The organism is Comamonas guangdongensis, assembly GCF_041079535.1.
Lineage (GTDB): Bacteria > Pseudomonadota > Gammaproteobacteria > Burkholderiales > Burkholderiaceae_C > Comamonas > Comamonas guangdongensis.
Genome location: NZ_JBFYGN010000026.1, coordinates 1 through 21,663 on the forward strand (window position 1 = coordinate 1; position 21,663 = coordinate 21,663).

The 21,663-nt window shown below is 64.9% G+C and carries 20 protein-coding genes; 14 read left to right on the forward strand and 6 right to left on the reverse strand.

Translation table 11 applies throughout. The features are described 5' to 3' along the window. A partial coding sequence (locus AB6724_RS18190) for a hypothetical protein (protein ID WP_369339943.1) occupies positions 1-185 on the forward strand: 185 nt, incomplete at its 5' end. A 25-nt stretch (positions 186-210) separates the two neighbouring features. On the opposite strand, the gene AB6724_RS18195 is transcribed toward AB6724_RS18190, so the two are convergent. Then, on the reverse strand, positions 211-1,290 hold the full coding sequence (locus AB6724_RS18195) for an MBL fold metallo-hydrolase (protein ID WP_369339944.1): 1,080 nt from the start codon (positions 1,288-1,290) through the stop codon (positions 211-213). Positions 1,291-1,417: 127 nt separating this feature from the next. Here AB6724_RS18195 and AB6724_RS18200 point away from each other — a divergent pair, with 127 nt between their 5' ends. From AB6724_RS18200 to AB6724_RS18245, 10 genes are all read left to right on the forward strand, one after another. Next, positions 1,418-1,819, forward strand: coding sequence for a MerR family transcriptional regulator (locus AB6724_RS18200; protein WP_369339945.1), 402 nt, complete (start codon positions 1,418-1,420; stop codon positions 1,817-1,819). A 54-nt stretch (positions 1,820-1,873) separates the two neighbouring features. Continuing rightward, on the forward strand, positions 1,874-2,332 hold the full coding sequence (locus AB6724_RS18205; protein ID WP_369339946.1) for a PaaI family thioesterase: 459 nt from the start codon (positions 1,874-1,876) through the stop codon (positions 2,330-2,332). 30 nt (positions 2,333-2,362) lie between these two features. Then, a complete protein-coding gene (locus AB6724_RS18210) occupies positions 2,363-3,550 on the forward strand; it encodes an isovaleryl-CoA dehydrogenase (protein WP_369339947.1) in 1,188 nt (395 codons plus the stop codon). Between the two features lie 48 nt (positions 3,551-3,598). After that, positions 3,599-4,261, forward strand: a complete 663-nt coding sequence (gene can, locus AB6724_RS18215) for a carbonate dehydratase (protein WP_369339948.1) — start codon at positions 3,599-3,601, stop codon at positions 4,259-4,261. A gap of 88 nt (positions 4,262-4,349) precedes the next feature. Next, positions 4,350-6,215 (forward strand): bifunctional isocitrate dehydrogenase kinase/phosphatase, encoded by a 1,866-nt coding sequence (aceK, locus tag AB6724_RS18220; protein ID WP_369339949.1) that lies wholly within the window; start codon positions 4,350-4,352, stop codon positions 6,213-6,215. Between the two features lie 33 nt (positions 6,216-6,248). Further along, the gene (locus AB6724_RS18225) at positions 6,249-7,433 is read left to right on the forward strand and encodes an acetyl-CoA C-acyltransferase (protein ID WP_369339950.1); all 1,185 of its coding nucleotides are present in this window, start codon (positions 6,249-6,251) and stop codon (positions 7,431-7,433) included. 100 nt (positions 7,434-7,533) lie between these two features. Then, positions 7,534-8,640, forward strand: coding sequence for a DUF695 domain-containing protein (locus AB6724_RS18230; RefSeq protein ID WP_369339951.1), 1,107 nt, complete (start codon positions 7,534-7,536; stop codon positions 8,638-8,640). After that, complete coding sequence (locus AB6724_RS18235; protein ID WP_369339952.1) at positions 8,637-9,260, forward strand: MSMEG_1061 family FMN-dependent PPOX-type flavoprotein; 624 nt, start codon at positions 8,637-8,639, stop codon at positions 9,258-9,260. The genes AB6724_RS18230 and AB6724_RS18235 overlap by 4 nt, the downstream gene beginning before the upstream one ends. A gap of 83 nt (positions 9,261-9,343) precedes the next feature. Next, on the forward strand, positions 9,344-10,015 hold the full coding sequence (locus AB6724_RS18240) for an SDR family oxidoreductase (protein WP_369339953.1): 672 nt from the start codon (positions 9,344-9,346) through the stop codon (positions 10,013-10,015). 45 nt (positions 10,016-10,060) lie between these two features. Beyond that, on the forward strand, positions 10,061-11,191 hold the full coding sequence (locus tag AB6724_RS18245; RefSeq protein ID WP_369339954.1) for an acyl-CoA dehydrogenase family protein: 1,131 nt from the start codon (positions 10,061-10,063) through the stop codon (positions 11,189-11,191). Positions 11,192-11,219: 28 nt separating this feature from the next. Here AB6724_RS18245 and AB6724_RS18250 read toward each other — a convergent pair whose 3' ends face one another. From AB6724_RS18250 to AB6724_RS18270, 5 genes are read right to left on the reverse strand one after another with little or no spacing between them, the layout of a single operon-like run. Then, positions 11,220-12,161 (reverse strand): glycoside hydrolase family 18 protein, encoded by a 942-nt coding sequence (locus tag AB6724_RS18250; protein WP_369339955.1) that lies wholly within the window; start codon positions 12,159-12,161, stop codon positions 11,220-11,222. Next, a complete protein-coding gene (locus tag AB6724_RS18255) occupies positions 12,158-14,503 on the reverse strand; it encodes an LTA synthase family protein (RefSeq protein ID WP_369339956.1) in 2,346 nt (781 codons plus the stop codon). Before AB6724_RS18255 ends, AB6724_RS18250 begins: the two co-directional genes overlap by 4 nt. Before the next feature lie 5 nt (positions 14,504-14,508). Continuing rightward, the gene (locus tag AB6724_RS18260; RefSeq protein WP_369339957.1) at positions 14,509-15,786 is read right to left on the reverse strand and encodes a YaiO family outer membrane beta-barrel protein; all 1,278 of its coding nucleotides are present in this window, start codon (positions 15,784-15,786) and stop codon (positions 14,509-14,511) included. Positions 15,787-15,803: 17 nt separating this feature from the next. Continuing rightward, positions 15,804-17,324, reverse strand: coding sequence for a glycosyltransferase family 2 protein (locus tag AB6724_RS18265; RefSeq protein WP_369339958.1), 1,521 nt, complete (start codon positions 17,322-17,324; stop codon positions 15,804-15,806). Further along, on the reverse strand, positions 17,321-18,367 hold the full coding sequence (locus tag AB6724_RS18270; protein ID WP_369339959.1) for a HEAT repeat domain-containing protein: 1,047 nt from the start codon (positions 18,365-18,367) through the stop codon (positions 17,321-17,323). The genes AB6724_RS18265 and AB6724_RS18270 overlap by 4 nt, the downstream gene beginning before the upstream one ends. A gap of 516 nt (positions 18,368-18,883) precedes the next feature. On the opposite strand from AB6724_RS18270, the gene AB6724_RS18275 reads away from it, so the two are divergent. The 3 genes from AB6724_RS18275 to AB6724_RS18285 all read left to right on the forward strand — a co-directional run bounded on the left by AB6724_RS18275 (position 18,884) and on the right by AB6724_RS18285 (position 21,652). Continuing rightward, entirely contained in the window at positions 18,884-19,675 is a 792-nt protein-coding gene (locus tag AB6724_RS18275) for an alpha/beta fold hydrolase (RefSeq protein ID WP_369339960.1), read from the forward strand. A gap of 220 nt (positions 19,676-19,895) precedes the next feature. After that, positions 19,896-20,681 carry a quinoprotein dehydrogenase-associated SoxYZ-like carrier gene (locus AB6724_RS18280; RefSeq protein ID WP_369339961.1) on the forward strand — a complete coding sequence of 262 codons (786 nt, stop codon included), beginning with the start codon at positions 19,896-19,898 and terminating at the stop codon, positions 20,679-20,681. Beyond that, positions 20,678-21,652, forward strand: coding sequence for a quinoprotein relay system zinc metallohydrolase 1 (locus tag AB6724_RS18285; protein ID WP_369339962.1), 975 nt, complete (start codon positions 20,678-20,680; stop codon positions 21,650-21,652). Before AB6724_RS18280 ends, AB6724_RS18285 begins: the two co-directional genes overlap by 4 nt. The last annotated feature ends 11 nt before the right edge of the window (positions 21,653-21,663 follow it).

A 21,663-nucleotide genomic window follows, 5' to 3' on the forward strand; every position in this document is an offset into this window, starting at 1 on the left:
CGACGATTTGCGCTTCACTGAATCTGGATTTCTTCATGCAGAGACCTCCGTGGGGTGGATTCTCTACTTTTGAGTGGCGCGAAGATTCGAGGAGGCTTCACCAAAGCCAGGCTGTCAAAGAGCGCAGCAAAGGGGCTGGAAAAGCGCCGGCTGCCGTCGGCCCAGCCCTTGAAAACCATCCATAAAAAGAGAGCGCCAGGCGCTCTCTTTTTATTTGGCTTGCAAATGGAAGCGCAGAACCCCTTGCTCATCGGCTCTGCGTTGCAGTTGCTTGCCGAACCACAGATAGTGCAGATGGGCCAGGGCCTCGCCCATGGCGAAGGTCATCTGGTGGCTGTCGAGCTGTCGTTTGAACAGAATCGGCAATATGTCGGCTGCGCTCAGCGCCCTGCTCTGGGCTGCCTCCATGATGTCGTTGAGGCGTGCATGATGATGATCAAGCAGTTGCTGAACCCGCAGGTGCAGGCCGGTAAATGGCTTGCCATGGGAAGGCAGGACATAGGTGTCTGCAGGCAATGCAAGATAGCGTTGCAGCGATGTCAGAAACAGCTGCAGGGGATTGGCCTCGGGCTCTGAAGAATGCACGCTGACATTGGCCGATATGCGGGGCAGGACCATGTCGCCGCTGATGAGTAGCTGAAGATCGCTGCAATACAGGGCCATATGCTCGGGCGCATGGCCATAGCCCGCGATGCACTGCCAGGCGCGCCCGTCGATCTCGATCTGTGCGCCATCGGTGATGCGGTGATAGGTCTCGGGAAGGGGGTCCACGAGCGAAGCGTAGTAGCTGCCGCGGCCGCGCACGTGCTGGAGAAATTCCTCGTCTCTCTGTCCATGCAGGCGGTAGAAATCCGCGCCGGATTCACCGCCAAAGCCATCGCGGTCCTTCATGGCGACAAGGGCCACGTTGTAGTCGGTGGCGCTTATCCAGAGCGGCGCATTCCAGTGCCGGCACAGCCAGCCGGCCAGGCCTATGTGGTCGGGATGCATATGGGTGACGATGACGCGCAGAACTGGCAGGCCTTCGAGCTGGGTGGCGAAAATCTGCTCCCACTGTGCGCGCGCCTCGGTCCGGTTCACGCAGCAGTCCACCACCGTCCAGCCTTCGCGTATCTGGCCGTGGACGTCCTCCTGCCGGTCGCGCAGCAGCCACAGATTGATATGGTCCAGCGCAAACGGCAGGGGCATGCGAATCCATTTGATGCCGGGTGCGACTTCCAGGCTTTGAGCGGTGCCGGGCAGGAGCTCGCCCAGCGGGTAGTGGAGCGTCGATTCGGTGGAGTGGGTCATGGGTTTAGGTATATCGTTTAGCATTGACGTTAACGTAAACGTCATCATTGACAAAGCATTTTAGAGAGCGAACTGCGAGTTGCAGTCGCTTGTGCGATGCAAGACCGCTTTCCTCACAGAACCCATTATGTTGACCAGCTACACCATCAGCGATCTCGCCAAGGAGTTCGATCTCACCACACGCGCGATCCGTTTTTACGAGGACATGGGCTTGCTGCAGCCCGAACGCTCGGGTGCGGGCGGACGCAACCGTGTCTATTCGCCCCGGGATAGGGCACGCCTGCGCCTGACCTTGCGGGCCAAGCGTCTGGGGCTGTCGCTGTCCGAGGCCAAGGAGATCATCGATCTCTACGACAGCCCACGCGATACCGGGGTACAGCTGCGCAAGTTTCTGGATGTGCTGGCCCTGCACCGCAAGCAGCTGGAGGAGCAGATGGCCGATCTGCAGGCGACTTTGGACGAGGTGCGCGAGCAGGAAAAAGAGGCGCGCAATCTGCTCAAGAAGAGCGGACAGAAAAATGCCGCATAATTGACGTTTACGTAAACGTCAATTTGTGATCGCTTCAACCTCCGGGAGCCGCCCATGCCAGCTGCAAGCGCAACAGAGACCGTGGATTTCATCACCCGTGTGCGGGACAGCTTTGCCCGCCAGGGCGCCATGCAGACCCTGGGTGCCCGGCTGGTGCGCGTGGAGCCGGGTCTGGTGGATATCTGCCTGGACTGGGCGCCGGGTCTGACGCAGCAGCACGGTTTTCTGCATGCGGGCATGGTCTCCACGGCGCTGGATTCGGCCTGCGGCTATGCGGGCCTGACCCAGATGCCCGCCGATGCCGCGGTGTTGACCATCGAATTCAAGATCAATCTGCTGGCTCCGGCAAAAGGACAGCGCTTCCGCATGGAAGGCCGCGTCATCAAGCCGGGGCGCACGATCACCGTGACCGAGGGGCGTGCCTATGCGGTCGACGAAGGTCGCGAGAAGCTGATTGCCACCATGGGCTGTACGCTGATGTGCGTGCAAAACCGTGACGGCCTGAACAACTGACATCGTTCCACATATCCAAAGGAGACAAACATGAGCCTTGCCAATCTGCCTGGACTGAACTTTCAACTCGGCGAAGACATCGATGCGCTGCGCGACGCGGTGCGTGAGTTTGCACAGAGCGAGATTGCGCCGCGCGCTGCGGAGATAGACCGCAACGACCAGTTCCCCATGGATCTGTGGCGCAAGTTCGGCGATCTGGGGGTGCTGGGCATTACTGTGCCCGAGCAGTATGGCGGTGCCAACATGGGCTATCTGGCCCATATGGTGGCCATGGAAGAGATCTCGCGTGCCAGTGCCTCGGTGGGCCTGTCCTATGGCGCCCACAGCAATCTGTGCGTGAACCAGATCAACCGCAATGGCAGCGAGGCGCAGAAGGCCAAGTACCTGCCCAAGCTGGTCAGCGGCGAGCATGTGGGCGCACTGGCCATGAGCGAGCCCGGCGCCGGCTCGGACGTGATCAGCATGAAACTCAAGGCCGAGGACAAGGGGGGCTACTACCTGCTCAACGGCAGCAAGATGTGGATCACCAACGGCCCCGATGCCGACACCCTGGTGGTCTATGCCAAGACCGAGCCCGAGATGGGCGCGCGCGGCGTGACGGCCTTTCTGATCGAGAAGGGCATGAAGGGTTTCAGCATCGCGCAAAAGCTGGACAAGCTCGGCATGCGCGGCAGCCACACGGGCGAGCTGGTGTTCCAGAATGTCGAGGTGCCGGCAGAGAATGTGCTGGGCGGCCTGAACATGGGCGCCAAGGTGTTGATGAGCGGGCTGGACTATGAGCGCGCCGTGCTGACCGGCGGCCCGCTGGGCATCATGCAGTCCGTGATGGACAATGTGGTGCCCTATATCCATGACCGCAAGCAGTTCGGTCAGAGCATCGGCGAGTTCCAGCTCATCCAGGGCAAGGTGGCCGATATGTACACTGTGCTCCAAGCCGGCCGCTCTTTCGCCTATACGGTCGCCAAAAACCTCGATCTGCTGGGAACAGACCATGTGCGCCAGGTGCGCAAGGATTGCGCCAGCGTCATTCTCTGGTGCGCCGAAAAAGCCACCTGGATGGCTGGCGAGGGCGTACAAATCTATGGCGGCAATGGGTATATCAACGAGTATCCTCTGGGCCGTTTGTGGCGAGATGCGAAACTCTATGAGATTGGCGCTGGTACCAGCGAGATCCGCCGCATGCTGATTGGGCGCGAGCTTTTCGCTGAAACCTGCTGATGCAGGCTTGCGCGCCATCCTTGTAAAACAACACCAAAGGATTGCTTTATGACCACTACCTCCATCGAAGACCTGTTTGTCCACAACCGCCAGTGGGCAGAGGAGATGGAGCGTGATCGTCCCGGATTCTTCACGGGGCTGATGGCGCAGCAAAAACCCAAGTACATGTGGATAGGCTGCTCGGACAGCCGAGTCCCAGCCAACCAGATCACCGGCCTGGAGCCCGGCGAGGTGTTCGTGCATCGCAATGTGGCGAATGTGGTGGTCCCCAGCGACCTGAACTGCCTGTCCACCATCCAGTACTCGGTCGACCATCTCAAGATCGAGCACCTGATGGTGGTGGGCCACTACGGCTGCGGCGGCGTGTACGCGGCGCTGAACAATCTGCGCCTGGGCCTGGTGGACAACTGGACGCGCCACGTGCGCGATGTGCGCGACAAGCACCTCAAACTGCTGGAGAACATTTCCATCCAGTGGCGCCACGATGTGCTGTGCGAACTCAATGCCATCGAACAGGTGGTGAACGTCGCGCAGTCCACCGTCATGCAGGATGCATGGGCGCGCGGCCAGCAGGTGACCCTGCACGGCTGGTGCTACAGCCTCAAGAACGGCCACATCACCAATCTGGAGATGACCGTGCCCGGCGTCGGCGGGCTGGAAGACGTCTATAACCGGGCAATCGAGAAGGTTGCCACACGCAAGCGTGACTGAGCGCCGGCTGCCGCGAGGCAGTCTGGCTGCGCAGGGCGCGCAGCCGGCCTGAGGGCGCGGCTCATCTATCTGGAGCGACTGGCCCGCCATGTTTCCGCAACGACTGGACGCCCCTCAGGCCTATGCGATCGCACAGGCCTTGATGCATGGCTTCAACCAGCATTACCGCATGTTCAGCGCCGAATCGGCACGGGCCAAGCAGCGCTTCGAAACCATGGACTGGCAGGGCCAGCAGCGCGCCCAGCGCGAGCGCATAGAGTTCTACGACCTGCAGGTGAGCGAATGCATGCGCCGGCTGGACCGGGAGCTCGAAGCCAGCCAGCAGTCCATGGCCGTCTGGCAGCAGGTCAAGCTGCACTATATCGGCCTCATGGTGGACCATCTCCAGCCCGAGCTGGCGGAGACTTTCTTCAACTCGGTCACCACCAAGATCCTGCACCGCACGCATTTTCACAACGATTTCATCTTTGTGCGCGCGGCGGTCAGCACCGAATATCTGGAAAACAACGCGCCGGGCGCCGAGCCTATATACCGCGCCTATTACCCGGGCGCTTTGGCCCAGCTGCCCGACAGCCTGAACCAGCTCATAGCGCAGTTGGCTTTGCAATGCCCGTTTGCAGACCTGCAGCGCGATATAGGCTGGCTGGCCGCGCGCATCAGCGAGCGGCTCAAGGGGCTGACGCTGCGGCCCAATTTCCAGATCCAGGTGCTGTCCAGCCTGTTCTTCCGCAACAAGGGCGCGTACCTTGTGGGCAAGATCATCACCGGCTACACGGAGGTGGCGTTTTCCGTTCCCATCATCCATAGCGCCGATGGCAAGCTGGTGCTGCATGCCGCGCTGTTTGGCGAAGATGATTTGCACGGCCTGTTCAGCTTTGCGCGGGCCTACTTCATGGTCCACATGGATGTGCCCAGCGCCTATGTGCGTTTTCTGCACAGCCTCATGCCGCGCAAGCCCTGTGCGGAGATCTACAACGCGCTGGGGCTGGCCAAGCAGGGCAAGACCCTGTTCTATCGCGACTTTCTGCACCATCTGCGTCATTCCAGCGACCAGCTGCGCATAGCGCCCGGCATCAAGGGCCTGGTCATGCTGGTGTTCGACCTGCCGAGCTTCCCCTACGTCTTCAAGCTGATCAAGGACCATATCGCCAGCAGCAAGGACGTCACGCGCGCCCAGGTCAAGGCCAAATACCAGTTGGTCAAGCGCCATGACCGCGGCGGACGCATGGCCGACACCATGGAGTACAGCTTGGTGGCCTTTCCGCGCAGCCGCTTCAGCGAAGAGCTGCTGGCCGAGCTCCAGGCCCAGGCGCCGAGCCAGATCGAGATCAGCGACCGCGATGGCGACGGACAGATGGAGCTCATCATCAGCCACCTCTACATAGAGCGCAGGCTGGTGCCGCTGAATCTGTTTCTGCAGGAATGCCTGGCCGAGGCCGACAGCAAGCCCGAGCGCCGTGCCGTGATGGAGCGGGCGGTGATCGAATACGGCAATGCGATCAAGGAACTGGTGGCCACGAATATCTTTCCGGGCGACATGCTGTGGAAGAACTTCGGCGTCACGCGCGGCGGCAAGGTCGTGTTCTACGACTATGACGAGATCGAATACCTGACGGACTGCAATTTCCGCGCCGTGCCGCCGCCGCGCGACGAGATGGACGAAATGTCGGGCGAGGTCTGGTATTCGGTGGGGCCGCGCGATGTGTTCCCCGAGACCTTTGGCCCGTTTCTGCTCGGTCATCCGGCCGTGCGCGAGGTGTTCATGCGCCACCATGCCGATCTGCTGGAGCCCGCCTTCTGGCAGCAGTATCAGGACCGCATACGCACGGGCCAGATGCCCGATGTCTTTCCCTACGAGCCCAGCCGCTTTCTCAATGAGCAGGAGGCCTGGCCCGTGTTCCAGTCGCCCCGGCTTGCGCCCCGCGTGGGCGAGGCCGTGGGGGCCGATTTTTAGCCAGCAGCAACGCTTGATTCAAGGAGACAAACCATGCAACAAGACCCCATCGTCATCGTCGGCGCCGCCCGCACCCCCATGGGCGCGTTCCAGGGCGATTTTGCCGATCTCGCGGCCCACGATCTGGGTGGCGCCGCCATCCGCGCCGCCGTGGAGCGCGCGGGCATCCGGCCCGAGCAGGTGGAGGAGGTGCTGTTCGGCAACTGCCTGATGGCGGGCCAGGGCCAGGCGCCCGCACGCCAGGCGGGCTTCAAGGGCGGGCTGCCGCAAAGCACGGGCGCGGTCACGCTGTCCAAGATGTGCGGCGCCGGCATGGAGGCCACCATACTCGCGCACGACCAACTGGTGGCCGGCAGCCGCGAGGTGATGATCGCCGGCGGCATGGAGAGCATGACCAATGCCCCCTACCTGCTCAAGAAGGGCCGCGGCGGCTACCGCATGGGCCATGACAAAATCTTCGACCACATGATGCTCGACGGCCTGGAAGACGCTTACGAGCCCGGCCGCTCCATGGGTACCTTCGGCGAGGATTGCGCCGCCAAATACCATTTCACGCGCGAGGCCCAGGATGCTTTCGCGATCGCCAGCGTGCAGCGCGCACAGCAGGCGGCCAGCAGCGGTGCCTTCGATGCCGAGATCACGCCCGTCACCGTCAGGACGCGCAAGGGCGAGGTGACCATCAGCGTGGACGAGGGCCCGGCCAAGGCCAAGCTGGACAAGATCGCCGGCCTCAAGCCGGCCTTCAAGAAGGACGGCACCATCACCGCCGCCTCCAGCTCCAGCATCAACGACGGCGCGGCTGCCATGGTGCTGATGCGCGAATCCACGGCCAAGCAGCTGGGCTGCAAGCCGCTGGCGCGCATCGTCTCGCACGCCACGCTGGCACAGGCGCCCGAATGGTTCACCACGGCCCCCGTGGGTGCGACCGAGAAGGCGCTCAAGAAGGCCGGCTGGAAGGTGGAGGACGTGGACCTGTGGGAAATCAACGAGGCTTTTGCCGTGGTGCCCATGGCGCTGATGGCCGAGCTCAAGGTGCCGCACGACAAGGTCAATGTCAACGGCGGCGCCTGTGCGCTGGGCCATCCCATCGGTGCCAGCGGCGCGCGCATCCTGGTCACGCTGCTGCATGCGCTGCAGACGCGCGGCAAGAAGAAGGGCCTGGCCACGCTGTGCATAGGCGGCGGCGAGGCCACGGCCATGGCGATTGAGCTGGTTTGAGCCGGGACTTGGGCTGAACTGTCGCTGGCTTGTCATACAGTGAGCCCATGTTCAACGGCTGGCAGGCACTCGCCTGCCATCTATTTAGCGAAAGCCACTCATGAGCGCAGACATTCACGACGACGATGCCGCCAAGCCACTTGGCGTGCCGCAGATCGAAGCCTTCTGGCAGGATTTTTCGGGCCGGCTGGAGGCGCTGGAAACGTTGGACGGACGCGACTTTGTGGAGCGCGCCAATGAGCTGCTGCAGTCCCATGCGCCGGGCCTGGCGATAGAGCTCGAAGGCCGTGTGAAGGAAGCGGGTTCCAGGCTGGTGATCTCGGCCCACGGCAATACCGCGCAGTTCGAGAACGCGCTGGCCGTGGTGCGTCATGCCCCCCGTTTCGAGCGCTACAGCGTGCAGGCCTTCCGCAGCCGCACGCTGGGCAGCGATTTCGCGATGCGCATGGAGGACTTCGAACTCTCCAGCGCCGACGTGCAGGTCGCGTACTACGACGCGGGCGGCGTCATCGGCCTGGAGCTGGCGTTCGGCAAGGCGATTCCGCCGGCCATGGCGGAGCATGCGCAGCACATGGCGTTCATCATGCTCGACCATGTGCTGGGCGAGTGGGATTTTTCGGTGCGGGTCGGGCCCGTGGAGTTTGTCGCGGAAATTTCGGCCGGCCTGTCCGGGCCCGTGCCTCTGTCGGTCTTTCCGCCCATCTTCGATGCCTTCCAGCGCGATCAGCTGGGGCGCAGCTACGAGTATCCGCAGGACCAGAGCGCTGGCTGGATCTCGCTGGAGGTGCGCACCAGGGATGCGGCCGAGAATGACCCGCCCGACATTCTGAGCTTCCACGACGGTGCGAACGCCGTGGCCACGCGCGCCGACCTGTCGCACTTTCTGCAGTGGCGCCTGCCGTTCTCCAGCCAGCAGGAACTCGACAGCGTGCGCGACGCGCAGGACGCCCTGGATGCGGAGCTGGCGCGCGAACAGCGCGGGATTCTGGTCTTCTCGCGCCTGGAGGGTATGAGCTCGCGCCTCGCGGCCTTCTATGTGGAAGACCCGGACCAGGCCACGCAGCTCGCGCAGCGCCTGGGCGCCAGGCATGCGCCGGCCCTCGACGCCGAGCTGGCCCTGAGCTTCGATCCGGCCTGGAACGAATACCTGTCCCTGTACGCCGCGATTCACAGGCGGGACGGCGGCGATGAGGAGGACGAATCATGATCAGCTCCCGCGAGCAACTGCAGCAGCTGTATGCGGCCCCGGCGGAGCGGGCCCTGCTCAAGCAGCAGCTGGAACTGGACCGCTACTGCCTGCGCTTTATCGCCCTGTCGCCGCTTCTGGTCATGGCCACCGGAGGCAGCAACGGCGCACTGCTCGACGCTTCGCCGCGCGGCGGCAAGCCGGGCTTTGTCAAGGCGCCCGACGCCAACACCTTGCTCATCCCCGATGCGGGCGGCAACAACCGGCTAGACAGCCTCAGCAATCTGCTCGATGACCCGCGTGTGGGCCTGCTGTTTCTCGTGCCCGGCTTTGACGAGACGCTGCGCGTCAACGGTACGGCGCAGCTGCGCGACGAGGCGCATTACACGGCCTTGTTCGCCGGCGAACATTTCCGCCCCAAGCTGGTGGTCGAGGTCCGCGTGCAGGAAGCCTATCTGCATTGTGCCAAGGCGCTGATGCGCTCCCGGCTCTGGAGCGCCGAGGCCCAGGTGCCGCGCAATGTGATGCCCACGCTCAACCAGATCATCCAGTCGCAGATGGGGATCAGCACGGCGCCGGAGTCCCAGGAGCTGATGGTGGCCCGCTACAGCGCTCTGATTGCGGCGGAGCAGGGCAAGTAAAAACGATAGCTGCCAGCGCCTATACAGAGAGGAATTGCAATGAAGAGCACATTGAAAGTCACTGACAACGGGCGCCGGCAGCTATGGCATTGATACTGATTCTGGGCGCCTCGCGCGGCCTGGGCCGGGCCTTGACCGAGGCCTATCTGGGCCAGGGCCACCGCGTGATCGCTACGGTGCGCCGGGCCGAGGACATGGCCGCGCTCCAGGCGCTGGGCGCCGAGGTGCTGCGGCTCGATCTGGCCGACCCGGCCAGCGTCAGCGGCCTGGCCTGGCAGCTGGACGGCGAAAGCATAGATATCGCGCTCTATGTGGCGGGTGTCTGGGACGGCCAGGCCGCGGGCGTGCCGCCCACGCAGCAGCAGTTCGACGCGGTCATGCACAGCAATGTGCTGGGCTTTATGCAGGCCCTGCCGCAGATCGCGCCCATGGTGCAGGCTGCGGGCGGGGTGGTCGCGGCCTTTTCCAGCGAGATGTCGCTGCTCGCCCAGGCCGACGAAAGCGCCTGGCTGTACCGCGTCAGCAAGGCTGCGCTGAACATGGCCGTGGCCTCGGCCTGCGAGCAATGGCCGGGCCTGACGCTGCTGGCGCTGGATCCCGGCTGGACGCAGACCGAGATGGGCGGCTCCGCGGCCCCCGTGCCCCTGGGCGACAGCGTCCAGGGTCTGATGCGGGTGCTGGCCGGGGCGGTGCCCGAGGACCGCGGCAGCCTGCTGCGCTACGACGGCACGAAAATCAGATTTTTCACCTCATAGCCCTTGTCGAGCAAGGGTAGACAGCTATAAAAACAGGAGACATCAATGTTGCTGAACCAAGACCAGGAAATGATCCGCGAGGCCATGCGCGACTTTGTGCGCGAGCAGATCACGCCCCATGCCGCACGCTGGGACAAGGAGCATCACTTTCCCAAGAACGTGCATCAAGGCCTGGCCGCTCTGGGCGCCTACGGCATCTGTGTGCCCGAGGAACTCGGTGGCGCGGGCCTGGATTATGTGAGCCTGGCCCTGGTGCTGGAGGAGATCGCAGCCGGCGACGGCGGCACCAGCACCGTCATCAGCGTGACCAACTGCCCCGTGAATGCCATCCTCATGCGCTACGGCAATGCGCAGCAGCAGGAGCAATGGCTGCGGCCGCTGGCCCAGGGCCGGATGCTGGGCGCTTTCTGCCTGACCGAGCCCCATGTGGGCTCGGACGCCAGCGCGCTGCGCACCACGGCCAGAAAAGACGGCGAGGACTATGTGATCAACGGCGTCAAGCAGTTCATCACCAGCGGCAAGAACGGCGATGTGGCCATCGTGATCGCCGTCACGGACAAGGCTGCGGGCAAGAAGGGCATGAGCGCGTTTCTCGTGCCCACCACCAATCCCGGCTATCAGGTGGCGCGGCTGGAAGACAAGCTGGGCCAGCATTCCAGCGACACGGCGCAGATCAACTTCGAGAACTGCCGGATTCCGGCCGCCAATCTGATCGGTGCCGAGGGCGAGGGCTACAAGATCGCGCTGTCGGCGCTCGAGGGCGGACGCATAGGCATTGCCGCGCAAAGCGTGGGCATGGCGCGCGCGGCTTTCGAATGCGCGCTGCAGTACAGCAAGGAACGCGAGAGCTTCGGTCAGCCCATCTTCAACCACCAGGCCGTGGGCTTCAGGCTGGCGGAATGCGCCACGCAGATCGAGGCGGCGCGGCAGCTGATCTGGCATGCGGCCAGCCTGCGCGACGCGGGCCTGCCCTGCCTCAAGGAAGCGGCCATGGCCAAGCTGTTTGCCAGCGAGATGGCCGAGCGGGTCTGCAGCGCGGCCATCCAGACCCTGGGCGGCTACGGCGTGGTGGGCGACTTTCCCGTGGAACGCATCTACCGCGATGTGCGCGTGTGCCAGATCTACGAAGGCACCAGCGACGTGCAGAAGATCATCATCCAGCGCGCTCTGGCCTGAGCCGGCTGGCGCAGCAGGCCCCGGAGACCTAGGGCCAGTTGCGCAGCAGCCAGTTGCGCCAGCCGCGGTAATGGTGGATGGCATAGCCGCCGAACGAGGGGTTCTTGGCCAGGGCCGCGGTCACCTTGGCGATCTCGCGCTCCATCACCCGCGGTCCCTCTTCGTAGAACGTGACCTTGTCGATCTCGTTGGGCGTGGTCTCCAGTCCTATCACCACCCGTTTCCCGACGCGGTTGGCATAGGCGATCTCGCTGCTGGCGTGGGAGATGATGCTGTCGCGCCCCTCGGCCTTGTCGCGGTAGTCCATCAGCGCCACATAGTCGTAGAGGTCGATGACATGCTCGCTGACCGGCTTGCTGCGGCCCTGCCAGTTCAGCTCGATGCCGTCCAGCCAGAACGGAATCGCCGGCCCCACGGCCAGATCGGCCCCGTACACGGCTTTCAGGCGCATCAAGGCGGCACTCATGTCCAGAAACTGAGCCAGCAGCGTGGTGCGGGTGTTGGCGTTCCAGGCGTCGAGAATATGCGGCTCGATGTCCAGATTGGCGCCGTCGAAGCGGGCGGCATGCGGCGCCGCCTGGTTGTAGGTCAGCACGCGCTGGAGCATGGCTTCGGCATCGGCCCGGTGCTCGGGCAGCACATAGGCTTCGGTATGCAGATAGGCCGAGCCCAGCAGCGCATACACGTGCATGCCCTGCTGGTGCAGGCGCTCGATGAAAGCGCGGTACAGAGCGGGGTTCTCGACCAGCAGATTGCGGGAGCGATAGGCATCGGCATACAGGTAGAGCGTATCCACGCCGTGCTTTTTCATGAAGTCCAGCGCCTCCTGGCCCTGGGCCGGGTTCTCCACCATCGCATAGGATTCGGCCTCCCAGATCCAGACCGCGCGGCTGGGCGTGGGGCCGGCCGCCGAAGCCGCCGCACAGCTCAGACACAAGAGCAGCCAGAGCGCGAGCAGCCGGGCTTTCATCTGGACTCCAGGGGCAGGTGGAATACGCCCTCGCCCATGTGTTTGCCCGAGGCCGGGTCCGCAGGCACGACGGACAGGTAATTGTCTTTGCCGGCAATATGCGCGGGCAGTGACAGCCGCAGGGCGCGGGACTCGCCCGCGGCCAGCTGCAGCGGTGTGCTGCCGGCCTCTGCAAGCTCGCGTCCCGCGGCGTCGGTGACCACCAGCAGCGCGACAAAGGGCTTGCTGGAGCGGCCGCCGGCATTCGTGAAGGTGGCGTTCACATGCGATTTTTCCAGCTGCACATCGCGCACCTGCAGATTCACGGCGGCACTGGCCTCGGTGGCTGCAGCGGGAACCGCATTGCGCTTTTCCGCGTCCCAGGCCACGAGCTGATCCACGGCCTCGGGTGGCAGCAGGCGGCCGCTGGCCACCATCTGCTGGTTGGCCGCATCGAAGGCCGCCAGCTTGGCCTGCAGGCGGGCTTGGGCCTCGGCATCCGAAGCCGCTTCGGCGGCCAGCTGCGACGACACGCGATAGAGCTGTCCGCGCAGCAGATACCAGTCGCCCGAGAGCATTCCCGGCGCTTCGCCCTTCACGGGCTTGACGGGAATGTCGCGCAGATTGCGGTATGCGTCGAACATGTCCAGGCCCTTGCCCAGCCAGGCGGCCTGCGGCGGCGTGCGCAGGCCGTAGCTGTGGGACAGCCAGGCCAGCAGCGAGGGAGCGATGTCGAATTGCGAGGAGACGGCGCGGATGCGCGCGGGCGCCTTGAGCAGGGGCGAATAGATCAGCAGGGGCACGTGGTGGCGCTCCAGCACGTCGGCCATGGGCAGCTCCGGCAGGCGGTGATCCCCGGTGATGATGTAGACCGTATTCGCATGGCCCGGCAGGGCCTGCAGGCCCGTGAAGAACTCACGCAGCGCATCGTCGGTGTAGACCACGGTGGAGAAAATATCGATGTTGTCGCGGTAGTACTGCCAGCGCGACTCGGGGATCTTCAGCTCGCGCAGGCGCTCCAGGACCCGCGCGCGATAGCGCTCCTGATCCGGGAAGTGGTAGTCGGTGTGCATGGTGATGGTCTGCAGCGCGACGATGCCCGGCGCATCGGGCTGCTTGGCCTCGTCGGCCAGGATCAGGCGCAGCAGATCGGCATCCGGAAAGCCCCAGCTGTTGCTGCCCGCGGGCAGTGCATGGTCGCGCTGATACCAGAGCAGGTCGTGCAGCTTGCTCACGCCCTGGCGGTTCAGATACGCGCGTTCGCTGTCGAAGTCCAGATTGGTGCCGTTGTAGAAGCGCGCGTCATAGCCGTTGCTGCGCAGCACGCTGAAGAGATCGGGGTGTGCGGGCATGCGGCTGCCCAGATCGGCAAAGCCGCGCTCGCCGAAAGGCAGGGAACCGAACAGCGAGGGCAGCACGCCAAAAGTGCGTCCTTGCGGGGCGATGAAATGGTCGAAATACAGGCTGCGGCCCGCGAGCTCGTCGAGGAAGGGCGTGAAGCTGCCGAGCCGCGCATTGGGGCCGGAAAAATCCCGGCCCAGACCTTCAACCACCACGAACACCAGGCTCGGCGGCCGGCCTGCCGGCGAGAAATACTGTCCCAGCACGTCCGGCGTGCGATCGGGATGCAGGAAAGGGTAGTCGGGGTTGAGCGGTGCAGCCTCGGCCCCGGGGGCGGCGCCGGCGGCCGCGACAGCGGGCAGCGACGGCGTCGGCTGCAACATCTGGGCCAGGCTCTCCAGGAAAAAGCCCGCCTTGTCCTGCACCCTGAGCCGGCTGTCGAGATCCAGGCCCTGCAGCCAGCCGCCATGCAGCGGCAGCAGCCAGGCCAGACCTGCCAGGCCCAGCAGCACGGGGGCGGTGCGCCAGCTGCGCCGCGGCCAGGGGCGCCAAGCCAGCCAGAGCCCCGCCCACAGCACGGCCAGGGCCAGCAGGCCTTCGAGCAGAGGAGCCACATGGACCCGCACATCCGCCCCACGCACGGTGGCGAGGATTTCCTCCCACGAGTAGCCGAACAGATCGCTGCCCAGCGGAGTGCGCGCCACCAGGAAGTAGCTGGACAAGGCCATTTGCGCGAGCAGCAGCAGGCTCCAGAGCAGAGCCAGCGGCCAGGGGCTGGGACGTCTGAGCAGGGGCCAGGCACTGAGGAACAGCAGCGGCAGCCAGCGCAGAAAGTCCACGGCATCAAAGCCCGCGGCGCTCAGCATCAGGCGTCCATCGAGGGCACCGCCAGCCAGCAGCTCGCCCACCCGCACCACGCAGACGGCCGCCAGCCAGGCAGGCAGCACGAAGATGAAACGCCCGGCAGCGCGGCTCCAGGACAGCGCTTCCGCCGCGGTGGCATCGGTTCTGTTCTCAGACATAAGCTTTACCAGCGGCGATAGATGGAGGCGGAAACCGAGTATTGGTTGGGAGCTGCGCTGTCACGTCCATAGTCGGCCGTGAGCTTGAAACCCCATTCAGGCTCGGGGAAGAACACCCAGGAGACGCCGGCCGAGCCACTGGAAACCTGGCTCAGGCCCTGGCCCGGGAGGTAGTCGTTGCCTTGACCGCTGCCTATCCGGACTTCGACATAGCTGTCGGCATCGCCGCGGTAATAGTTGCGCAGCAGGGCGCGATAGCCGGTGCTGCCGGTGGTGCCCGGCACGCGCAGCACCCGCACGCGCGCATAGTAGTTGCCGAAGTACTTGCCCACGCCCAGCCCGTAGATGTTCACGTTGTCGCTGAACTTTAGACGGTCGTAGCTGCCCGACAGTTCCCAGCCGCTGCCCACGCCCTGGAACAGCTCGGCCCGGGCCGCATAGTGGGGAAACAGCTTGTCGCCGGAAGCGTATTGGTAGCGGATATTGGCGTAGGCCCGCGGCCAGAGGTCGACATAGCCGTCGAGCGCGACCGCGCTGTCGCCCGTGCTGAAGTGGTTGGCCCGCAGCAGCTCCAGTGCCAGCGAGCCGTGTTCGAAGCGCCGGCGCAGCGAAAACGAGTAATCGTTCCACGGCACCCGGCTGCCCTGGAAGCCCGTGTGCTCATAGGTGCCGCTTGCCACCCAGCGGAATCTCTGCGGCACCCAGTCGCCGGGCCCGGAGGGCGGACGCTGCAGCGTGGCCATCAGGCTGTCCACCTGCGCGCGCGTGGCGCCGTGCTGCTCGGCCTGCTTGAAGGCGCGGCCGGCGGCGTCGTAATCTCCGGCGTCGCGCAAGGCCCGGCCCTGGGCCACATAGGGAGCTGAATCGTTGGGTTCGATTTCGGCCCAGCGTGCATAGGCCTCGGCGGCCTTGGCCGGACGGTCGCTCCAGAAATACATGTCTCCGAGGGCCGACCAGGCATCGCCATAGCCGGGGTGGGCTTCGGTCACGGCCCGCAGGTCGCGCTCCGAGGCTTCCCAGCGCCCCATCCAGGCCTGCGTGCGGCCGCGTGCCAGCAGCAGGTCGCCATTGCCCGGGTGCTCGGCCAGCAGGCGGTCATACAGATCCAGTGCGGCCTCGCGCTGGCCGTTGATCGCCAGCTGCCGTGCCTGTTCCATCTGCTCCGTCAGACCGGGTGCGGATGGCTGCTGGGCGGTCGCCGGCGCTGGGATCAGCGCCAGGTTCAGCAAGGTCAGGGCGGTGATTGCAAAGTTGCGTAGGGATGGATCACGTCTAAGGGACATGGCGTACTTTCTGCCGATCATAGTGCGGAGGTTTCTGACGCGGGGAACTGCCGCGCGGCGGCGTCGGGAGCCTGCCAGGAGCCATCGCGCCGGATTTTTCCCCAGCGGAATTGGTGCTTGGAGCTGAACATCCAGCGAACCAGGCCAATCGCCCGCCAGACCGTGGTCAGCTGGCGATAGCCGAAGTTCTCGAGCACGGCCCAGGAGAGCAGCTTGAGCTGCTGGCTGGCCTTGGGATACATGTGATAGGACAGCTCTTCGAGCAGCATGGCATTGACGGACAGCAGAATGCCCAGGCCTATGGCCACCATCAGAAAGATCAGCAGCACCTGCAGAGACACCAGTCCCAGCAGCCACAGCGCGATCATGACGACGTAGCCCGCCAGCTCGATCAGGGGGCCGAACAGCTCGAAGATCAGCATGAACGGGAAGCTGAGCCAGCCCAGGGCTCCGGCATGCCGGCTGAACATCAGGCCGAGATTGGGCCACAGGCTTTCCGCGAGTCCGCGCTGCCAGCGCACGCGCTGGTTGCGCAGTGAGCGCAGATCCGTGGGTACCTCGGTCCAGCACATGGGGTCGGGGACGAAGGTGATGCGATAGGGGCGCTTTTCTGCGCGCAGGTTGCGATGCAGGCGCACGACCAGGTCCATGTCCTCGCCCACGGTGTCGCGCCGGTAGCCGCCTATGGCCATCACCCTCTCCTTGTAGAAGACGCCGAACGCGCCGGAGATGATGAGCAAGGCATTGAGCGGCGACCAGCCCATGCGCCCGAACAGAAAGGCGCGCAGATATTCGATGAGCTGGAAGCCCGGCAGCAGGCCCTTGGGCAGGCCGACCTTGTCCAGCAGACCGTTCTTGGCCGTGCAGCCGTTGAGCACACGCACCACGCCGCCGCAGGCGACGGTGCGCGCATCTTCAAGAAAGGGCCGCACCACGCGCGACAGGCTGTCGGATTGCAGCACGCAGTCGGCATCGACCGCGCAGAACAGCGGATAGCGTATGCAGTTGAGGCCCGCGTTCAGGGCGTCGGCCTTGCCGCCATTGGCCTTGTCGACCAGGCGTATCTTAGGCATATGCGGTGAAACATAGACGCCGTAGACGGATTCGGTGTCGAGGCGTTTGCGATAGGCCTCGGGAAAGCTGACCATGCCGAAGGCCTTGATCATCTCCTGCAGGGTCTGGTCGGTGGATCCGTCGTTGACGACGACGATCTCGAACTCCGGATAGTCGAGGGCCAGCAGGGAACGCACGCTGGAGACTATGGAGCGCTCCTCGTTATACGCGGGCAGGACGACGCTGACCGGCGGCTGATAGGCGCGCAGGGCCTCGGGCAGATAGCTGGCGCGATTTTCACGCATGTGGCGCGCGATGCCGAAACCGGACACCAGGTTCAGCAGCAGATAGGCCAGGTTCAGCACAATGAAGTAGGCCAGAAAGAACCACTGCAGCGAGGTCACCCAGTGCACCCATGGCATCTGCGCCAGGTGGGCGACGATCAGCTGCCAGCCGGCCGCGAGGGAGCTCCAGAACTCGTTCATGTTGTTCCCTTCCGTAATGGTTCCGCCAGCACATGCTGGATGATTTCCTGGGCGAAGCGGTCCTGCTGCGTCCTGCCCATGCCACCCTGTTCGCCGGCCAGCGCGCTCAAGGCCTGGGCCGCGCGATAGCGGACCCACCATTGCGAATCCGACAGCAGCGCGGACAGGCGTGCCTGGTCGCTGCCGTCGCCCAGGCGACCCAGGGCGCTGGCCGCATGCATGCGCACATGCCAGCGCGGATGGGCCAGCAGGCCGCGCACGCGATCGGCGTCGGCCCGGTCGCTGATGACCTGCAGGCAGGTGGAGATCACATGGTCGTCCACCTTGGAGTCCAGCAAGCGGCGGATGATGGGCGCGGCGCGCTGCGCATCCGTATCGGCAAGAAAGCGCACCAGCTTGGCGGCCGTGCTGTCGTTGGCGCGCAGCAAGGCGCCCGAAAGGGCCGTGGCCGCGCTTTCGCTGTTGCTTTCCTTGAGGATGCGCGCCACGGCGCCATCCGGCCAGTTTTCGTGCTCGACGATGGCCGGCACAAACAGCTCCACGGCCTTGGTGGGGTCGATCTGCGACAGCGCGCGTGCGGCGCACAGCGAGATGATGGGGCTGGCATCGGAGAGAAGGGGGACGAGGGACTCGAAGTCGCGCTGATCCCCCTGGTGTCCGAGAGCGATGATGGCAAGCGCGCGTTCGTGGTGGCTGTCATCCAGCATGCGGCGGGCTGTGGCGGAAAGTCCGACCTGCTCGCCAACGCCGCGCAGCAGCTCGCCGGCATTGGGCAGCTCATCGTGTATATCGTTCCAGGCCTCGAGAAATTCCGGCGCATTGCGTGTCGAGAGTGCGGGCAGTGCCAGGCTTTCGCCTTTGGATATTTTCTCCAGGAGTTCCCGCCAGCGTCGCAGATCACGCAGATGCCGACGTTCCCGACGCTTTGCGCTCCAGCGCATGCCGATGATGGTCAGGAAGATGATCAGTGCCAGCACGAACACGCAGACGCCGATCCAGAACACCAGTACCACATCTGGGGTGTCATCCTGCAAGAAACGCATCTCGTTGCCTCCACTCCCTTGTTGTTGCCCGAGCAACCGCACCCTGGAGTGCAGCAACTCGGCCCTTTCTCCGAAGCCGGCCGTTGTGACGGGCCGGACTTGGGGCTAGAAACCATCGAAACATGCACGCGGCAAGCGCTTGACCTGGTTTTCAACATGAGTTGAGGCAGGTCGTCAATGCCCTTGCATCCCACCGCCTTGTGACGCATTGTTGACAAATAATATGGGCTTTGCCGAGGCTTGTCACCATGTGTTTGGCTCCGCAAAGCTAGGCGTAAATCCCGGCTGGATCGCGTCCGCAAAGGCTGCTCAGGCGGCGGCCTGCGGCGGCCAGTTGTCGCGTGGCAGCGACGGTGCTCGGGAGCGCTTTGAAGCCGGTTCCCCGGGCTTGGCGCTGTCCTGGCGTGCGCCATGCGTTGGGCTTTAGGGCCACACCGGTTGCTGCTGTCATGAGAGCTGCCTAGGATGTGGCGGAGCGGGACCGCCGTCCCTCCCCTCTAGTGAAGGAGCCTCTTTATGCCTTTTGCCCCGGTCAACGGCCAGAACCTCTACTACGAAGACAGCGGCGGGCGTGGCCCGGCGATCGTGTTCTCGCACGGCCTGCTCATGGATCACACCATGTTCGCACCCCAGGTTCAGGCCTTGCAGGAGCGCTTTCGCTGCATTTGCTGGGACGAGCGCGGCCATGGCCGGACGGCGGATCCCGATCATTGCGCGCCGTTCTCGTATTACGACTCGGCCGACGATCTGGCGGCACTGCTCAAATACCTCGGCGTGGAGCGGGCCGTGCTGGTCGGCATGTCGCAAGGCGGCTATCTGTCGCTGCGCTGCGCGCTCATCCATCCCGAGGTCGTGGGGGCTCTGGTGCTGATCGATACCCAGGCCATGCTGGAGGACCCGGAGCAGATGCCGCACCACGAGGCCTTGCTCAAGGCCTGGATGGAGCATGGGCTGTCGGACGATATGGCAGCCACCGTGGAGCAGGTCATTCTGGGCAGCGGCTGGAGCGGCGCCGCGCAGTGGAAGGCCAAATGGAAGCAGGCCACGCCCATCAATCTGGGTCAGAGCTTTGCCACGCTGGCGCTGCGCGACGACATCAGCCCGCGTCTGGCCGAAATCAAGGTGCCGGCGCTCGTGATCCACGGCGACAAGGATGCGGCCATTGCTCCCGAGCGTGCCCGCGCGATGTTCAAGGCTCTGCCCCATGCGCAATGGGTGGATGTGCCCGGCGCCGGGCATGCGGCCAATCTCACCCACCCCGAGCCGGTGAACGCGGCCGTCAAGGCCTTTCTGGCCGAACTGCATTGAAACTGGCTCGCAGGTGTTGCGTGCTGGAACAGTCAACCCCTGACCGGCTGGCCGGGAGGCCGCAGGCGGATTGAGCTTTTCCCGCCGACAGGAAGGCGAGGCGGGCGGTTTTCTTGAGTCCAGCGCCGGCCGGGCCGGATTGGCACTGCTTTTGCTCAAGCCATGGGGATGGCCGCCGCATCGGGATGCGGTGCCCGCATCCAAGCCAGGAGGAAAACAGTTGCTGCAACGTCGTCAATTGCTGTTGTTAGGGGCGCTGGGCGCCGGAGCGGCCCGCGCGGCCGATGATCGCACCGGCGGCGATCCGCTGGGCTCCATGCAGTGGCCGTCGCTGCGCGAGCAATATCTGGCGAACGCGCCCGTGCGCTTCACCGATGCCGTCATCGTGCGTACGCCGGCGTTTGCCGACGATGCGATGAACGTGCCCTTGCAGGTGGATGCACGCGCTCTCGCGAACCTGGGAGGAGGCGTGCAGCGCATGCTGGTCGTGGTGGACCGCAATCCCGTGCGCGAGGTGCTGGCCTTCGAGCCGCTGCGCGCTCTGCCCATGCTGTCGTTTCGCATGCGGCTGGAGCAGGCTTCGCCGGTACGGGCCATGGTGCAGACCCGGGACGGCCTGTGGCATGTGGGCAGCGTGCTGGCGCAGGCGGCCGGGGGCGGTTGTACCGTGCCCGGGGCTTCGCGTGTCGACGGCTCCTGGAGAAGCACGCTCAACCAGGTGCAGGCGCGCATCTTCAACAATGTGATCGACGGCAGCCGCCGGCTGCGCGTGCGCGTCATGCATCCCATGGATACCGGGCTGGTGGCCGGAATTCCGGCGTTCTACATAGAGCGCCTGGAACTGCGGGACGGCGAAGGCCGGCTCTGGTGGCGCCTCGAGCCGCACGAGCCGGTCTCGGAGAATCCGCTCATCACCTTCGAGCTGCCGCGCGAAGGTCCGCAGAGCTTCCGCCTGCAGGGCCAGGACAACAACGGCAATCGCATCGATGCCGAGGTCAGCGCATGAAGGCCGCAATCGCAGGGATGCTGCTGGCGGCTCTGGCATCGCCCGCGCCGGCCCAGACAGCCGCGCCGGTCGCGGCGCGCGCCGACGCGCAGAAGCTGGACTACGGCTTGCAGCCGCGCCAGATCGCCGAGCACACCTGGGTCATCGAGGGTGCCGTGGCCGACTTCACGCGAGCGAACGGCTGCAACATCATCAACACCGCCTTCATCGCCACGGGCGAGGGCGTGGTGGTCATCAACACCGGCCCTTCGCGCCTGTATGGAGAGCAGCAGCGGCGCGCCATAGCGCGCGTGACGGACGAGCCCGTGCGTCAGGTGCTCAACCTCAATCTGCATCCCGACTATTTCCTGGGCAACCAGGCCTGGAGCGACAAGCCCACCCAAGCCCTGGCCGGCAGCATCGCGGGCATGCAGGCCGAAGGCGCGGCCTACGAGGACAATCTGTACCGGCTCTGCGGCGACTGGATGCGGGGCACCAAGGCCACGCCGGCGCGCGAGGCATTGCCGCCGCAGACGCTGCGCCTGGGCCTGCATCTGTTGGAGCTGCACCGCCTGCAAGGCCATACCGGCGACGATCTGGTGCTCATAGACAGCCATACGGGCGTGTTGTTTGCGGGCGGCCTGGTGTTTGCCGAGCGCGTGCCGACCACGCCCCATGCCGATCCCGCGGCCTGGCTGGCAAGCCTGGAGCTGCTGGAGAAATGGCAGGCGCAGGGGCGGTTCAGGCTGGTGGTGCCTAGCCACGGCCCCGTGCACGAGGGCCGGCTGGGCATGGCGCAGACGCGCGACTGGCTGCAATGGCTGACGGCCCTCATGCGCGACAGCGCCGAGCGGGGCGTGGACCTCAGCGAGCTGTTGCGCGTGAAGCTGCCCGAGCGCTTTGCGGCCTGGGCCGCCCAGCCCGCCGAATTCAACCGCAGCCTGGTGCAGTGGTATCCGCGCCATGAGCAGCAGGCCCTGGACAGGCGCTGAGCGAGCCTGTC

What these genes read in the sequence shown, in the direction of transcription:
- AB6724_RS18195 (WP_369339944.1), bottom strand. Translation starts at nt 1,290, where the DNA reads ATGACCCACTCCACCGAATCGACGCTCCACTACCCGCTGGGCGAGCTC.
- AB6724_RS18200 (WP_369339945.1), top strand. Translation starts at nt 1,418, where the DNA reads ATGTTGACCAGCTACACCATCAGCGATCTCGCCAAGGAGTTCGATCTC.
- AB6724_RS18205 (WP_369339946.1), top strand. Translation starts at nt 1,874, where the DNA reads ATGCCAGCTGCAAGCGCAACAGAGACCGTGGATTTCATCACCCGTGTG.
- AB6724_RS18210 (WP_369339947.1), top strand. Translation starts at nt 2,363, where the DNA reads ATGAGCCTTGCCAATCTGCCTGGACTGAACTTTCAACTCGGCGAAGAC.
- can (WP_369339948.1), top strand. Translation starts at nt 3,599, where the DNA reads ATGACCACTACCTCCATCGAAGACCTGTTTGTCCACAACCGCCAGTGG.
- aceK (WP_369339949.1), top strand. Translation starts at nt 4,350, where the DNA reads ATGTTTCCGCAACGACTGGACGCCCCTCAGGCCTATGCGATCGCACAG.
- AB6724_RS18225 (WP_369339950.1), top strand. Translation starts at nt 6,249, where the DNA reads ATGCAACAAGACCCCATCGTCATCGTCGGCGCCGCCCGCACCCCCATG.
- AB6724_RS18230 (WP_369339951.1), top strand. Translation starts at nt 7,534, where the DNA reads ATGAGCGCAGACATTCACGACGACGATGCCGCCAAGCCACTTGGCGTG.
- AB6724_RS18235 (WP_369339952.1), top strand. Translation starts at nt 8,637, where the DNA reads ATGATCAGCTCCCGCGAGCAACTGCAGCAGCTGTATGCGGCCCCGGCG.
- AB6724_RS18240 (WP_369339953.1), top strand. Translation starts at nt 9,344, where the DNA reads ATGGCATTGATACTGATTCTGGGCGCCTCGCGCGGCCTGGGCCGGGCC.
- AB6724_RS18245 (WP_369339954.1), top strand. Translation starts at nt 10,061, where the DNA reads ATGTTGCTGAACCAAGACCAGGAAATGATCCGCGAGGCCATGCGCGAC.
- AB6724_RS18250 (WP_369339955.1), bottom strand. Translation starts at nt 12,161, where the DNA reads ATGAAAGCCCGGCTGCTCGCGCTCTGGCTGCTCTTGTGTCTGAGCTGT.
- AB6724_RS18255 (WP_369339956.1), bottom strand. Translation starts at nt 14,503, where the DNA reads ATGTCTGAGAACAGAACCGATGCCACCGCGGCGGAAGCGCTGTCCTGG.
- AB6724_RS18260 (WP_369339957.1), bottom strand. Translation starts at nt 15,786, where the DNA reads ATGTCCCTTAGACGTGATCCATCCCTACGCAACTTTGCAATCACCGCC.
- AB6724_RS18265 (WP_369339958.1), bottom strand. Translation starts at nt 17,324, where the DNA reads ATGAACGAGTTCTGGAGCTCCCTCGCGGCCGGCTGGCAGCTGATCGTC.
- AB6724_RS18270 (WP_369339959.1), bottom strand. Translation starts at nt 18,367, where the DNA reads ATGCGTTTCTTGCAGGATGACACCCCAGATGTGGTACTGGTGTTCTGG.
- AB6724_RS18275 (WP_369339960.1), top strand. Translation starts at nt 18,884, where the DNA reads ATGCCTTTTGCCCCGGTCAACGGCCAGAACCTCTACTACGAAGACAGC.
- AB6724_RS18285 (WP_369339962.1), top strand. Translation starts at nt 20,678, where the DNA reads ATGAAGGCCGCAATCGCAGGGATGCTGCTGGCGGCTCTGGCATCGCCC.